This is a genomic window from Microbulbifer maximicatervae (SeqCode) (assembly GCF_052467505.1).
Window position 1 is genome coordinate 4,751,661 of record NZ_CP174313.1, and the last position, 13,115, is coordinate 4,764,775.

Annotated in this window: 11 protein-coding genes; 8 read left to right on the forward strand and 3 right to left on the reverse strand. The window is 51.9% G+C overall.

Translation table 11 applies throughout. The annotated features are described in order from the left end of the window. Positions 1–63: 63 nt before the first annotated feature. The 6 genes from ribH to ribA all read left to right on the forward strand — a co-directional run bounded on the left by ribH (position 64) and on the right by ribA (position 3,818). Positions 64–534, forward strand: a complete 471-nt coding sequence (gene ribH / locus ACJJIN_RS20900) for a 6,7-dimethyl-8-ribityllumazine synthase (RefSeq protein ID WP_108735355.1) — start codon at positions 64–66, stop codon at positions 532–534. Between the two features lie 69 nt (positions 535–603). After that, positions 604–1,047 (forward strand): transcription antitermination factor NusB, encoded by a 444-nt coding sequence (gene nusB / locus ACJJIN_RS20905; protein WP_282931196.1) that lies wholly within the window; start codon positions 604–606, stop codon positions 1,045–1,047. Positions 1,048–1,057: 10 nt separating this feature from the next. Further along, on the forward strand, positions 1,058–1,999 hold the full coding sequence (gene thiL / locus ACJJIN_RS20910) for a thiamine-phosphate kinase (protein WP_444896052.1): 942 nt from the start codon (positions 1,058–1,060) through the stop codon (positions 1,997–1,999). Positions 2,000–2,041: 42 nt separating this feature from the next. Beyond that, positions 2,042–2,530: a phosphatidylglycerophosphatase A family protein gene (locus ACJJIN_RS20915; RefSeq protein ID WP_444896053.1), complete on the forward strand. Its 489-nt coding sequence runs from the start codon at positions 2,042–2,044 to the stop codon at positions 2,528–2,530. A gap of 17 nt (positions 2,531–2,547) precedes the next feature. Next, positions 2,548–3,183, forward strand: a complete 636-nt coding sequence (locus ACJJIN_RS20920; RefSeq protein ID WP_444896054.1) for a retropepsin-like aspartic protease family protein — start codon at positions 2,548–2,550, stop codon at positions 3,181–3,183. Positions 3,184–3,200: 17 nt separating this feature from the next. Then, positions 3,201–3,818, forward strand: a complete 618-nt coding sequence (gene ribA / locus ACJJIN_RS20925) for a GTP cyclohydrolase II (protein WP_108734569.1) — start codon at positions 3,201–3,203, stop codon at positions 3,816–3,818. A gap of 125 nt (positions 3,819–3,943) precedes the next feature. Here the strand turns inward: ribA and ACJJIN_RS20930 are convergent, their stop codons facing one another. Together ACJJIN_RS20930 and pulA are read right to left on the reverse strand one after the other, a co-directional pair. After that, positions 3,944–5,218, reverse strand: coding sequence for an amidohydrolase family protein (locus tag ACJJIN_RS20930; protein ID WP_413663381.1), 1,275 nt, complete (start codon positions 5,216–5,218; stop codon positions 3,944–3,946). Positions 5,219–5,370: 152 nt separating this feature from the next. Then, complete coding sequence (gene pulA / locus ACJJIN_RS20935; protein ID WP_444896055.1) at positions 5,371–8,697, reverse strand: pullulanase-type alpha-1,6-glucosidase; 3,327 nt, start codon at positions 8,695–8,697, stop codon at positions 5,371–5,373. A 589-nt stretch (positions 8,698–9,286) separates the two neighbouring features. On the opposite strand from pulA, the gene rsgA reads away from it, so the two are divergent. Beyond that, entirely contained in the window at positions 9,287–10,405 is a 1,119-nt protein-coding gene (gene rsgA, locus ACJJIN_RS20940) for a ribosome small subunit-dependent GTPase A (RefSeq protein WP_444896056.1), read from the forward strand. A gap of 39 nt (positions 10,406–10,444) precedes the next feature. Here the strand turns inward: rsgA and ACJJIN_RS20945 are convergent, their stop codons facing one another. Continuing rightward, a complete protein-coding gene (locus ACJJIN_RS20945) occupies positions 10,445–10,762 on the reverse strand; it encodes a DMT family transporter (protein WP_108734565.1) in 318 nt (105 codons plus the stop codon). 294 nt (positions 10,763–11,056) lie between these two features. Here ACJJIN_RS20945 and ACJJIN_RS20950 point away from each other — a divergent pair, with 294 nt between their 5' ends. Further along, positions 11,057–13,105: a TonB-dependent receptor gene (locus ACJJIN_RS20950; protein ID WP_444896057.1), complete on the forward strand. Its 2,049-nt coding sequence runs from the start codon at positions 11,057–11,059 to the stop codon at positions 13,103–13,105. Positions 13,106–13,115: the final 10 nt, after the last annotated feature.

The window sequence follows — 13,115 nt, forward strand, 5'->3', positions numbered from 1 at the left end:
TACTGAAGCGCCGCTACTGTCCTGATAGCGGCGGCGATGGACAAGAAATACGGATTGAAAATTATGAGCAATATTCAAGTGATCGAAGGGGACTTTGTCGGCAGTACGGGCAAATACGCACTGTTGGTGAGCCGCTGGAACAGCTTTGTGGTTGAAAGCCTAAAGGATGGTGCACTGGACACCCTGCGCCGCAAGGGTATCAAGGATGAAGATATCACTATCTACTACGCCCCGGGCGCATTCGAATTTCCCCTGGCGGCACAGAAGCTGGCTGAGACTAAAAAGTTTGATGCCATTATTGCCCTGGGTGCGGTTATCCGTGGTGGCACCCCGCACTTTGAGTATGTGGCTGGCGAGTGCACCAAAGGCCTGGCTCAGGTATCCATGAATACTGGCATTCCCGTCACCTTTGGCGTGCTGACAGTGGACTCCATTGAGCAGGCTATCGAGCGCTCCGGCACCAAGGCTGGCAACAAAGGTTGTGAAGCTGCCGAAACCGCCCTGGAAATGGTTTCCCTACTCGGCAAGATTTAATTGCCGGCGCGCCGGCACAAAAGGTGTGTCGGTGCAGCCCATTCTGTGAAGTATCTACCGGAAAAGACAATGACCGTAACTGCATCCGCCCGCCGTAAGGCACGTCACTACGCCATGCAGGCGCTCTATCAGTGGCAGATGGCCGGCGCCAGCCTTAATTCCATTGAGGCCGAGTTTCACGCCGATAATGATATGAGCAAAACCGACGTGGAATATTTTCGTGATATTTTCCACGGCGTAGCGAAAAACCTCGATGAGGTAGAGGGCGCTTACACGTCGCACCTGGATCGCAAAGTGGAAGACCTGGACCCTGTATCCCGCGCGCTGTTGCGCATGGCCACTTACGAGCTGAAAAACCGTATCGATGTGCCTTACAAGGTTGTCATTAATGAGGCGGTGGCCCTGGCGAAAAAATTTGGTCCCACCGATGCCTTCAAGTTTATCAATGGCATTTTGGATAAGACCGCTGCGGACCTGCGCTCGGCAGAGGTAGCCGCAGACAAGAAGGGCTGAGCCAGCAATTATGTCTAAAGCGCCGGGGGAGTTTGAGATCATCCGCGATTACTTCGCCCGCGCTCCCCAGGGCGAAGGTGTAGCCCTGGGGATTGGCGATGACTGCGCGCTATTGCAAGCACCTGTCAGCGGGCAGCTGGCCACTTCTATGGACACCCTGGTAGCAGGCCGTCACTTCCCCGCAGGTGCTGACCCATTCATGGTTGCGAGCCGTGCACTGCGTGTGAATATCAGTGATCTGGCGGCAATGAATGCCCGCCCCCTCTGGTTTACCCTTGCCCTGACCTTACCCGATAGCGACTCCGTTTGGCTGGAGAAATTCGCCAGTGGCCTGCTGGAAACTGCTGGCAAGTTTGGGGTTTCCCTTGTGGGTGGTGACACTACCGCTGGCCCCTTGTCCATTACGATTCAGGTGATCGGCCATACCGAAAAGCCCCTCCGGCGGGATGGCGCTTCTGTCGGCGACAATATTTATGTGAGCGGCCCACTGGGCGCTGCCGCAGCAGCCCTGCCCGTTGTTTTGGCAGAGCGGAATGTGACTGAGTCAGTGCGGCGGGAAGCGGAGCAGGCTTTCTATTTTCCCGAGCCGCAATTAGAAACTGCCAACGCGATTGCAGGCATTGCTACCAGTGCGTTGGATATTTCCGACGGATTACTGGGGGATCTGGGCCATATCTGCAAAGCGAGCGGTGTGGCAGCAGAAATAAACCTGGAGTCTCTGCCCATAGCCCCCCTAGCCAATCGATTGGCAGCTGATACTGCCGTAGAGCTGGCGGCCTGTGGAGGGGATGACTACCAGCTTTGTTTTACCGCACCGGCAGCCGCAGTTGAGCAAGTTCGTCAACTGGGTTTTACACCCATAGGGAAACTCGTTGAGGGGGAGCCGCAGGTACGTTGCTCCTATCACGGCAATCCCTGGGTTGCTCAATCGCCAGGCTATAGGCACTTTTAAGTCATTGTGTAGACCATAGTGCCTTTGTGAGAATTCAATAATATGAGCATTAACAACCCGACATTTTCCCAGCTGTTGCGCGATCCCACCTTACTGTTGGCATTTGGGTTCGGCTCCGGGCTGGCACCCAAAGCGCCGGGTACGTTTGGTACCCTGGCAGCGATTCCTTTTTGGTGGTTGATGAAGGATTTGCCTCCATTCTGGTATCTGGCCATTGTGTCTGTCACCGGTGTGGTAGGTTGCTATCTATGTGGTGCAGCTGCCAAGAAAATGGGAGTTCACGATCACGGCGGTATTGTTTGGGATGAAATGGTGGGCTACTGGCTCACCATGTTTATGGCTCCTGCAGGTTGGGCTTGGGCGCTATACGGCTTTGTCCTCTTCCGGATATTTGATATTGCCAAGCCCCCGCCCATTGGCTGGGCTGATCGCAAGGTGCAAGGTGGCGTTGGGATTATGCTCGACGATATACTGGCCGCCGTTTATGCGTCCCTGGTACTGCAATTAACGGCGTGGGTACTGGGCGCTTAGATTGATAGGGAAGATCAATGCGCAGCTATTTTGTATTTTTTTTAAGTCTCTTGATTGCTCTGAGTGCTAATGCACAGCAGGTTCAATTAAAGGGATTATTTGGCGATAGCGCCATGCTGGAAATTGATGGCCGCCAGAAAATTCTTAAGGCGGGACAAAAATCCCCAGAGGGTGTCACCCTGTTGGAAGCGACTACTCGTTATGCACGGATTAGTGTGTCTGGACGGGAGCAAAAGCTGACCTTGGATGCACCTATAGCAACAAGTTTTGCCAAGGCGGCGAAAGCTGAAGTACGGCTTTCCGCTGATAGCCGGGGTCATTACATGACGGATGCCTGGGTTAATGGTATGAGAGTGCCGATGATGGTGGATACCGGTGCTACCAGCATTGCCTTCAATTATCCCACCGCTCGCCGTCTCGGTTTGAATTTGGATACTGCACAAGAAATACGGGTTTCCACTGCCAATGGGGTTACCAGGGCTTACAAAGTGAGCTTGAACAGTGTAACCATTGGCGGAATCAAGCTTCACAATGTTGATGCGACTGTACACTCCGATGATTTTCCCAGCGTAGTGCTTCTCGGCAATAGTTTTCTCAGTCGGGTTGATATGGAACAGCAGGGCGGCGTGCTGCTACTGCGCGCTCGACACTGATTTAAAGAGGTATTAAGTTGACCATTCGTTTTGTGGAATCCTCAAAATTGCCCACCTCTTGGGGTATGTTTGAGATGCACGGTTTCGAGGAAGTGGAAACCGGAAAAGAGCACGTGGTACTCACCATGGGTGACTTCGATACCGAAGAGCCTCTGTTGGCCCGTATTCATTCTGAGTGCCTGACCGGGGATGCACTTTTCTCCCTGCGCTGTGATTGTGGTGCCCAGCTACAACATGCGATGCATCGCATAGCGATGGAGGGGCGTGGAGCTATTTTCTATCTCCGCCAGGAGGGCCGAGGTATCGGTCTGTTAAATAAGATTCGCGCTTACCACTTGCAGGATTGTGGTGCGGATACGGTGGAAGCCAATGAGCAGTTGGGCTTTGGCGCGGATATGCGGGATTACTCAATTCTGAAAGCAATGATCGAACACCTGGGTATTCATGCCATTCGCTTGATGACCAATAACCCGCGTAAGGTAAAAGCGCTGGAGGACTTGGGCATCAATGTGACTGAGCGCCTGCCGCACCAGTCTGGGCGCAATCCCCACAATGCCAAGTATTTGTCCACTAAAAAAGGCAAACTTGGTCACCTGATCGAAAATGAGGATGAAGAAGGAAAAGAGGAAAACTAACTTTCACTTTTCTTTAAGCACCCCAATAAAAAAGGCCGGAGTTATCCGGCCTTTTTTATTTTGTAGAAATTAATTAAAACTGGGTTCGAATATTTTAATTTCGCTATTAAACTATTCAGAGGCTTTTAATTCTTAAAGACCTTGCCCCCTTTCATCACAAAATCCACATCTAAAAGTTCATCGATATTATCCAGTGGCGAGCCATCGGTGGCGATAATATCGGCGTACTTACCGGACTCAATGGTGCCCAGTGAATCGCTCATATCGATCAGGTCGGCGGCGTTAACGGTAGCGGATTGCAGGATGGCCATATTGTCCATACCGGCTTCACTCATCAGTACCGCCTCGCGGGCATTGATGCCGTGCTTGGATACACCTGAGTCGGTACCGAAAGCAATTTTTACTCCGGCATTGACCGCTTTACGGAAATTGCCGCGCATGTCTGTGCCAACACGAATGGCTTTTTCCTTCTGAGCCTCAGATAAGACATCGGTATTTTTTGCCAGCTGTACCACAGTATCGCCGGCGAGAAGTGTCGGAACCAGATAAGCGCCGGTTTCTTTAAATAACTTATGGGCGCGGGGACCTGCGTAGGTGCCGTGCTCAATACTGTCTACACCAGCCTCCAGTGCGGCGATAATGCCTTCTTCCTGATGCGCATGACTGGCCACCTTGCGGCCCATACGTTTGGCTGCAAGGACCACCTCTTTTAACTCATCCATTTCCATCTGCTGACCAGTTCCGGTAGCGCGATCGGTGAGCACACCACCGGTAGAGGTAATCTTGATAAAGTCAGCACCATATTTGATCGCATGGCGGGTCGCGCGTCGGCACTCGTAGGGGCCGTCGCATACAGTTTTGGTCTTGTCATCATGCAGCTCCATTAGCTCTGGACTGACCCCGCTGATATCTGCGTGGCCACCAGTTATTCCCACCCTGCCGGCTGCAACAATTCGCGGGCCATCTACCCAACCTTTATTGATCGCATCGCGCATCGCATACATTTCTTCACCACTGTTACCAGCATCGCGCACAGTGGTAAAACCAGACTCCAGGGTTCGCATGGCAAACATTTGCGAGCGCATCTGGGTCAGCGGCATGGACATCTTGAGAGCCTCGGTATCATTTTTAGGGCCCAGCTCACCTTGTAAATGCACGTGCATATCCATTAAGCCCGGCATTACGAAACTATTCTTAAGATCAATGACTTCAGCGTTATCCGGGCTTACATAACCGGATCTGACAGCACTGATCTTGCCGTCCTCGATAATTACACTTTGCTCTTGCAAAGGTTTCTCACCGGGAACGGCGAGGAGTGTGCCTGCATGGATAACAGTAGTTTTTGCCAGTGTCGCGGATGAGAGAAGAGTTGCGATGCCGCAGAGAAGGAGACGCTTCATGATTTGTACACCTATTTATTATTTAGGTACACGCTAAATCAATCTGCGGAATATGACAATTGCGAGCTGATTACTTGGTGAGAGCCGGGAAATTAGTTTCTAAAAAATGAAAAAAAGGCCGGAAAATCCGGCCTTTCAAAATTTATAAAGAATTAATATCTACGGCGTGGCTGCACAAATACTGTGGTAGTTCGGCCGGGCAGAGTAAAGGTGCCGCTGCTCCTATCAAATTTTACTTTGTGCAGGCGTGAGTCTACTGATCGGCGCTGACGTGGGTGCTTGAATAGGTACTCACCAATAAGGTTTTCGCTGGTAAATTCTAATGATTCGTCATCGCCATTAAACAGCACCACAATTCGTTCAAAGCGGCGATCGATGCTGCCACTGGAATCGGATAACTCCATCACAATCAGCCCAGGAATCTGGTCGGGTCCGGTGTTGAGGAAATTAAGGTGTGCCTCTACGGACTCTGCATCAGACAAGCGGAACAGGGGAGAGCTGTTGCGAATCGCCAGTTGCTCGCGGAATAGAGCAGAACTCCACAAGCGGTGTCGGCGCTCGGGAGCCAGTTCCGGGTTTGCCAGTAAAGGTTGCATCAGGGACCAGTTATCTTCGTTTTTATCTGCGATAGGTAAACCCGCACCCCAATTATCGGTGGCGAGGCTGAAGTCCAGTGCATTAAACCAGTCACCGGAGTTGTAACTGTCCCGATCCATCGACTTTGAGCGCAGGAAATCCTGGCCTGCGTGGATAAACGGCACTCCCTGGGCGAACAGAACCAGGGAATTACTGAATGCCTGGATACGCACTCGTTCAGCCAAGTCGGCGCTGTCGCTGGCTTTGATCTGTACTCCGTCGAACAGCGTCTCGTTGTCGTGGGCGGCAATATAATTAATGGATTCCTGCGGGTCGGCGGTATAGCCGGTGGGCTGGCCGTTATAGACCAGCTCGCTGCCGGTAATGATATTGCCGTTGGCATCTTCAAAAGGATAATCCGCCAGGTTGCCGGCGAGGGAAACGCGGACTTTATCTGCCAGGGTTAGCAGTGTGGCACGCTCATCTTCTCCCTCAAACTTACCGTTGCTGTCGGTGAACAGACCGGTACCAAAGCCCTGCTCCTCAAAGCCTCCGAAGGGGTTGCCGCCACGCACGGAATCGCGCAGGCGATCGTTAAAGGTGCCGACACCGCTGCCGGCCATATTGCCCTGGCGGGCCTGTACAAAGCGAGCATCGTCAGCCACCTCGCCAAAATTCCAGCCTTCACCGTACAAATAGATAGCGTTGCCATCGACACCATCGGCTGCCGGGGTCAGTGATTGCAGTGCCGCTTGCGCCTTGAGGATATTGTCGAGGCTGTGATGTCCCATCAGATCGAAACGGAAGCTGTCCACCTTGTAGGACCGGGCCCAGGTGACCAGGGAATCGATCATCAGCTTTTCCATCATGGCGTGCTCACTGGCGGTATTTGCGCAGCAGCTGCTCATCTCCACTCCGCCCTCCAGATTGCGGCGGTGGTAATAGCCGGGGACGATTTTATCGAGTACGGAGTTGTCGTATTGGCCATAGGAGCTGGTGTGGTTGTAAACCACGTCCATCACCAGTCGCAGGCCGGAGTGAGATAACCCTTGCACCATTTGACGGAATTCGCGAATGCGCGCAGGTCCATCGGGAGCGCTGCTATAGCTGCCTTCGGGGACCGTGTAGTGCAATGGATCGTAGCCCCAGTTAAAGCCATCGGTATCGCGAATCGCATCTACCTGGGCCTGCTGCTCGCTGCTGTCCGGCGCGTAGTCTGAGAGGTCCGGTGTTTGCTGCTGCTGCGTGCGATCCTCATTGACTGTGGCAAAGTCAAAGGCCGGCAGCAGGTGGATATGGGTGAGGCCGGCGCGGGCCAATTTATTGAGGTGGCGCATGCCGTCGCTGTGCTTGCGGGTGAAAGCCTTGAAGGTGCCGCGCTCTGTTTCGGGGACAGTTTGATCCACAATACTGAAATCGCGTACGTGCAGCTCGTAGACACTGATATCTTCCGGCTGGGTTAACCTGGGCTTGCGCAGGCGATCCCAACCGCGCGGCTTCAGGTCCCGGTCATTCAGGTTAATGATCTGGCTTTTGCCACTATTGATGGAGAGGCTCAGGGAATAGGGGTCGGTGACCAGGTTGGTTTCAATCTGGCGGCTGAAGTAGGAGTACACCTCGACCTCATAGAGATAAAAACTGCGGTCCCACTGCTTGTCGATATCGGCACTCCAAACCCCGGTAGATTCATCGCGCAGCATGGATACCACCTGATCGGCGCTATCGCTGCTGGAGTCTGTAAACAGGTGCAGCTTTACTGCCCGTGCGGTGGGAGCCCAAAGATCGAGCTGGATATTCTCCTCGCCGACACGGGCACCGAGTTCACCGTCGTAGTAGAAGCGATCATCGAGCGCGCCTGCCATCTGCACACCAGTCGCATCCAGTAACGTGCCCTCCGCATCGTAAGCGGCGAGGGCCAGCTGCTGGGTGACCAGATCACCAGTGGAAGCCTGCCCCGGCAATTGCCAGGCACTGAAACTGGCCAGGTGCGGGAATTTTTGTTGGGCGCTGTCGGGCAGGGTGGCGAGAGGGGTGAGATCGATGGTGCCATCGGAACGGATATCACCGTCCTCCAGTTTTAGCTCGGCGGTGTTGCTGTAGTGCAATTTAACCTTGGTGCCTTCCTGCACCTGGATATCCCAGGCAAAGCTGCTGCTATCCACCCAGTGAGCTTTATCGCTGCTCAGGTCACCCTTGGCGAAGCCATCACTGCTGACGGTGACTTCTTTACTATTCGAGTCAAAAGCAAAGTAGATTTCATCGTAATCGGCAGCCACGGTAAAGCTGACGTTGGCTCCATTGTTGCCGTAGCTCTCCTCCCAGCCTTCGTGCAGGGCTACCTTGAATTCATAGGAGCCGGCAGGAAGCGCTGAGGTGATAAAGGTGTAGGTGCCATCTCCATCGGCATCCTGCATCCAGCTGCGCAGGCAACCGGGTTGCCAGTCTCCCGGGCACCCCAGCAGGGATTGGAAGTTGCCGGCTACAGTGGCGACCACGCTATTGTGGTTGTCGGTGATCCAGTGACTCTCGTGGTCGTAGATAAATTTAACTTCGCGGGCCTCATCCAGGCTAAGGGGAATATTACCGCCGTCCCGCTGGCCGCCCCAGCCATAATTTTCATCCCAGCTGTTGTTGAGAGCGGCTTTGTACTCCCAGTTGCCGGCGGGTATCCAAAAGTTGCCTTGCCATTTGTCGTCTTCGCTGTCATAGCTGAGCAGGGTGGCGACACAACCTGGTTGCCAGTCGCCATCGCAGCCCAGTTGGCTTTGTAGGTTGCCGGGAATATTGACCTCTGTGGGGTCTGGTGTGTCAGATGCCCACACCGGTATTTGGATGGAGCAGAAGACTGCCCCCAGAATCAGCCCGGCCTTTGTGCCGGGCCCTGTAAATTTTGTTGTTGGCATAGCGCTTCCCTTTTTTTTTGTACTTGTTGCGGTTCTCTCAATTGGTATTGAATCGTAGTCACGCATTGACGGCCTCCCACCCCGAGGAGGTGGAGGTCTGGGGGAGGTGGTTGGGGGTGTCATAAAACCTTTATAAATTCGTCACTTGGTGGAAACACCCGCAGGAGAAGATGCTTTTCGAGTAAACGCGATGGCGAAAGAAAAAGCCGGATCTATACTCAACTGATCGGGTTATGGTGAGTCGAGAAAGGTGATGCACTCGCTGTAATCGGATTCGAAGGCCGGCTTTTGCCGGCTTTGCTTTTTGTGGCGGGGCAATTACTAAGAGGCTTCCCGGCTTTATCCTTGCTCCTATCCCCGGGTAGTGCTAATTTGCCCATAACCCGCCAGGTACTATGGCGGAATCCAGAACTCAATAACTGCGGAGGATGATTGATGATTGTTGCAACCCTCCGTCGGGTCCAGTAGCAGCCTCCAGCTGCCCACGCCCGGCGATAGATTCCTAGACGTCGGGCTTTCCCTGAGAAAGCTCTGTTGGCCGCGTATGTGCGGTCGCTTGGTGCTTTGTTGCGCCCAGAGGGTTTCAATCTTGAGTAAATCTCACTTTACCCGCCGGTCTGTTAATAGATTCGGCACTAAATCCCCATCTATCAAAATTGAGCGGGAAGCTTCTCCACTGCAAAAACTCGGTTGGAAGTCTTTTTTCCAACAGCAGCTGACGCTCGAAGAACTCGAGCAGTGTTTGCCGCTGCGGGTTATGGCTGTACACCGCAGTCGCCTGGAGTTGGCCGGCGAGCAGGGGGCTGTGTCCCTTCCCCTAACTGGGAGTCTTGTGGCTAATTTGCCCGCGGTGGGGGATTGGCTGTTGTTAGAGAAGAGCAGTGGATATTTCGTGCGTTTGTTGAGCCGCAGCAGCCAGTTTGAGCGCATGGCACCTGGGGGGCATCAGGTGCAGATGATCGCCGCCAATGTCGATAGTGTTTTTATTGTTTCGTCTCTGAATGATGACTTTAACCTCTCACGTATTGAGCGCTATTTGGCTCTGGCTCGGGAGTCTGGTTGCAGCCCACACCTGATACTGACTAAGACCGATCTGTGTGAAGATACAGCCCCTTTTCTTCAGGCATTGCGTCCATTCGGCGAATTACCCGCTGCAATGGTAAATAGCCTGGATCGAGAAAGCGTGGCACAGCTGCGCCAGTGGTGCTTACCTGGGGAAACTATCGCGCTGTTAGGTTCTTCTGGAGTGGGTAAATCCACTTTGCTAAATGCGCTGTATGGCGAACCCCTGGCTGAGACTGGGACCATTCGCGAAGCCGATAGTAAAGGACGTCACACTACACGGAAACGCTCTCTTCACTCCCTGAGTTGGGGAGCGCTGTTACTCGATAGCCCTGGAATGCGGGAGCTAGGATTGGTGCATGTTGAAGATGGCGTGGCGGAGACTTTTTCTGATATCGAGGCCTTGTCCAGAGAGTGTTGCTTTTCTGACTGCCAGCACCAGTCAGAGCCAGGCTGTGCGGTACAAGAGGCAATAACGGGCGATTCGCTGGATGATCGGCGCTTGCGCAATTGGCAAAAACTGCAACAGGAACTAAGCCGTAACGGTCAAACTCTCGCGCAGAAGCGGGCAGGGGAGAGAGCGCTATCCCAGATGTATCGATCTGTGCAAAACCAGGCACGTAAACACAAATATTCAGAGGATTAATAGAACTGGCGCCCGGGAACTTTCCCGGGTGCTTCTCAATTAATGAGAGAGTTTTAACGTGACAACGCCTAAGATAATGAGCAAAACTCCCAGGTAGCGTCCAAGGCTGGTGGAGTCTCCAAAGAACAGCACCCCTACCGCAAAGGCTCCGGCGGCACCAATTCCAGTCCAGACCGCATAGGAAGTACCAATAGGTATCTCCCGCTGCGCCAGCCATAGAAGAAATCCACTGACCCCAATAAATACCACAGCCATAACCACACCCAGAAGGCGGGTGTTACTGCCCTGTGAAATTTTCAGTCCCAGCACCCAACCAATTTCGCATAGTCCGGCGAGTATTAAGTAGAACCAGGCCATGATATTCCTTTAAAAATAGCTTTGGGGATTTCAACTTCAGCGCCGCTTGTGACGCTTGCTTGTTGATAAACATATTGGAGGGTCAATAGAAAAGATATAGCTGAGAATGGAGGAAACGCTTTTTATGAGGCTTGGGGCAGGCCAAGCGGCAGATCATACTTTTCTTTAGCAGCTGCAACTTCCGATATAATCAGGTTTGAAGGGAAGTATCCGACGATAAAAATAAAATCAGTTATAGGGAGTTTGGCCAAGTTGAAAATGATCCATGGAATAAAAGGAGCCTTATTATTTTTTGTGTCTGTCTGGTTATGTTTCCTCTCTGACTTTTCGTATGGTAATGAGACAAAGATAGAGATCCTGGTTGTTACAGCGGGCAGGTATGCTCAGGGCATTGCGGAGCGGGTAGAGAGTATTTCTGTTGTCGATAATGATGTGCTCAAGAAAGCGGGTAACACCCATATCCAACAAAGCTTGGCGAGTGTGCCCGGAGCAAATCTGGCTCGAGGAAATGGGCAGGAATATCTGCCTGCCCTGCGCTCCCCAGTACTGACGGGTGCGGGAGCTTGTGGGGGAGTTCTGACAGCAGAGGATGGTATTCCTCTGCGAGCAAATGGCTTTTGCAATATTAATGAGTTATTTGAATCTTTTAGTGAGACAGCACGTCATATCGAAGTCATAAGAGGGCCTGCTGGTACGCTATATGGATCAAATGCCCTGCATGGATTGATCAATATTATTAGCCGTGACCCTGTTGAGGATGAGGGTGGATTACTCAATGTTGAGACGGGGCCTCACGATTATTACCGAGTGGGTGTGTCGGCGAATCATCGTTTTAATACTGAAGGTGATGGAATAAGTACGGATTTGTATCTGACGACCGATGGTGGCTATAGAGATCACTCCGGTGTGGATCAGCAAAAAGCCAGTGTTCAGTATGTTAGCCACATCGGAGATAGCAGGGTTCGAACCCGTTTGGTAGCTACAAACCTGAACCAGGAAACTGCGGGTTACGTTGAGGGAGAGAGCGCTTATCGAGATCCTCGATTGAGCCGTACAAACCCCAACCCAGAGGCATTTCGGGATGCCTATGCTATCAGGATGTATTCCCTGATCGATTTACCTATTAATCGTGATAGCCAAATACAGTTGTCGCCGTATTTTCGAAAAACCAAAATGCGTTTTCTGCAACATTATTTACCGGGCCAGCCTTTGGAAGAAAATGGTCAGGAAAGTATTGGAATTAGAACTGGTTATTATCTTGAGCTGGATAAAAAACTGAATCTGGTTTCGGGTATTGATACTGAATTAAGCGAGGGATATCTCTTGGAGGTGCAAGAGAGTACTACCGAGGGATCTGAATTTCTTCAGGCGACGATTCCTGTGGGGAAGCACTATGATTACGAAGTGACGGCTTGGAATCTCGCTCCTTACGCATCGGTAAACTGGCAGGTTAGTGATAAATTAGAAATTACTGGCGGAGTGAGGTTTGAGTCTGCACGTTACAATTACGACAATAACATGCTCTCCGGGCGTACCGATGAAAATGGAATGGCTTGTGACTTCGGCGGCTGCCGGTTTAGCCGACCGAGTGACCGAAAAGATGGATTTAGCAATATCTCCCCCAAACTGGGTGCTCTGTTACAGTTAGATAGTGAATTTCAACTATTTACCCAACTTGCCCAGGGTTATCGTGTGCCCCAAGCGACAGAGTTATATCGATTACAGCGAGAGCAGATGGTAGCAGAGCTGGATCCAGAGGAAATTAATAGCTTTGAAGTAGGGCTGAGGAAAATAGGTGACTCTTTGTCATATGAGTGGGTGGCTTATACGATGAAAAAGGAGAATGTAATATTTCGTGATGCCGACTATTTTAACCAGTCCAATGGCAAAACGCGGCACTGGGGAGTTGAGTTGGCTGTCGATTATGAATTCACTGAAAGCTTACGGCTAGAGGTGAGTACCAGCTATGCAGAACATCGCTATGCAGATCAAAGGGAGTTGCAAGGTGTAGAACTGGATGGAAAGCTTGTAGATTCTGCGCCAAAGACCTTTGGTAGCTACCGACTTCACTGGTCCCCGAATTCTTTGGTATCAGCGGAGCTTGAATGGTTACATCAGGGTAGCTATTTTACAGATCCTCAAAATGCTCATCGGTATCCAGGACATGACTTACTGAACCTCCATTTGGCCTGGCAGTGGAAACAATATGAAATTTCTACTCGAATACTGAATATTACCGATAAAGCCTACGCTGAGCGCGCGGATTACAGTAGTTTTAGTGGTAGCCGCTATTTCCCCGGAGAGCCTCGCTCAATTTACTTCGGAATTAATTTTGATTGGTAATGTAGTAAGG

Coding starts and splice junctions, on each gene's coding strand:
- ACJJIN_RS20930 (WP_413663381.1), bottom strand. CDS start 5,218: ATGAAGCGTCTCCTTCTCTGCGGCATCGCAACTCTTCTCTCATCCGCG.
- ribH (WP_108735355.1), top strand. CDS start 64: ATGAGCAATATTCAAGTGATCGAAGGGGACTTTGTCGGCAGTACGGGC.
- ACJJIN_RS20945 (WP_108734565.1), bottom strand. CDS start 10,762: ATGGCCTGGTTCTACTTAATACTCGCCGGACTATGCGAAATTGGTTGG.
- nusB (WP_282931196.1), top strand. CDS start 604: ATGACCGTAACTGCATCCGCCCGCCGTAAGGCACGTCACTACGCCATG.
- ACJJIN_RS20920 (WP_444896054.1), top strand. CDS start 2,548: ATGCGCAGCTATTTTGTATTTTTTTTAAGTCTCTTGATTGCTCTGAGT.
- pulA (WP_444896055.1), bottom strand. CDS start 8,697: ATGCCAACAACAAAATTTACAGGGCCCGGCACAAAGGCCGGGCTGATT.
- ACJJIN_RS20915 (WP_444896053.1), top strand. CDS start 2,042: ATGAGCATTAACAACCCGACATTTTCCCAGCTGTTGCGCGATCCCACC.
- thiL (WP_444896052.1), top strand. CDS start 1,058: ATGTCTAAAGCGCCGGGGGAGTTTGAGATCATCCGCGATTACTTCGCC.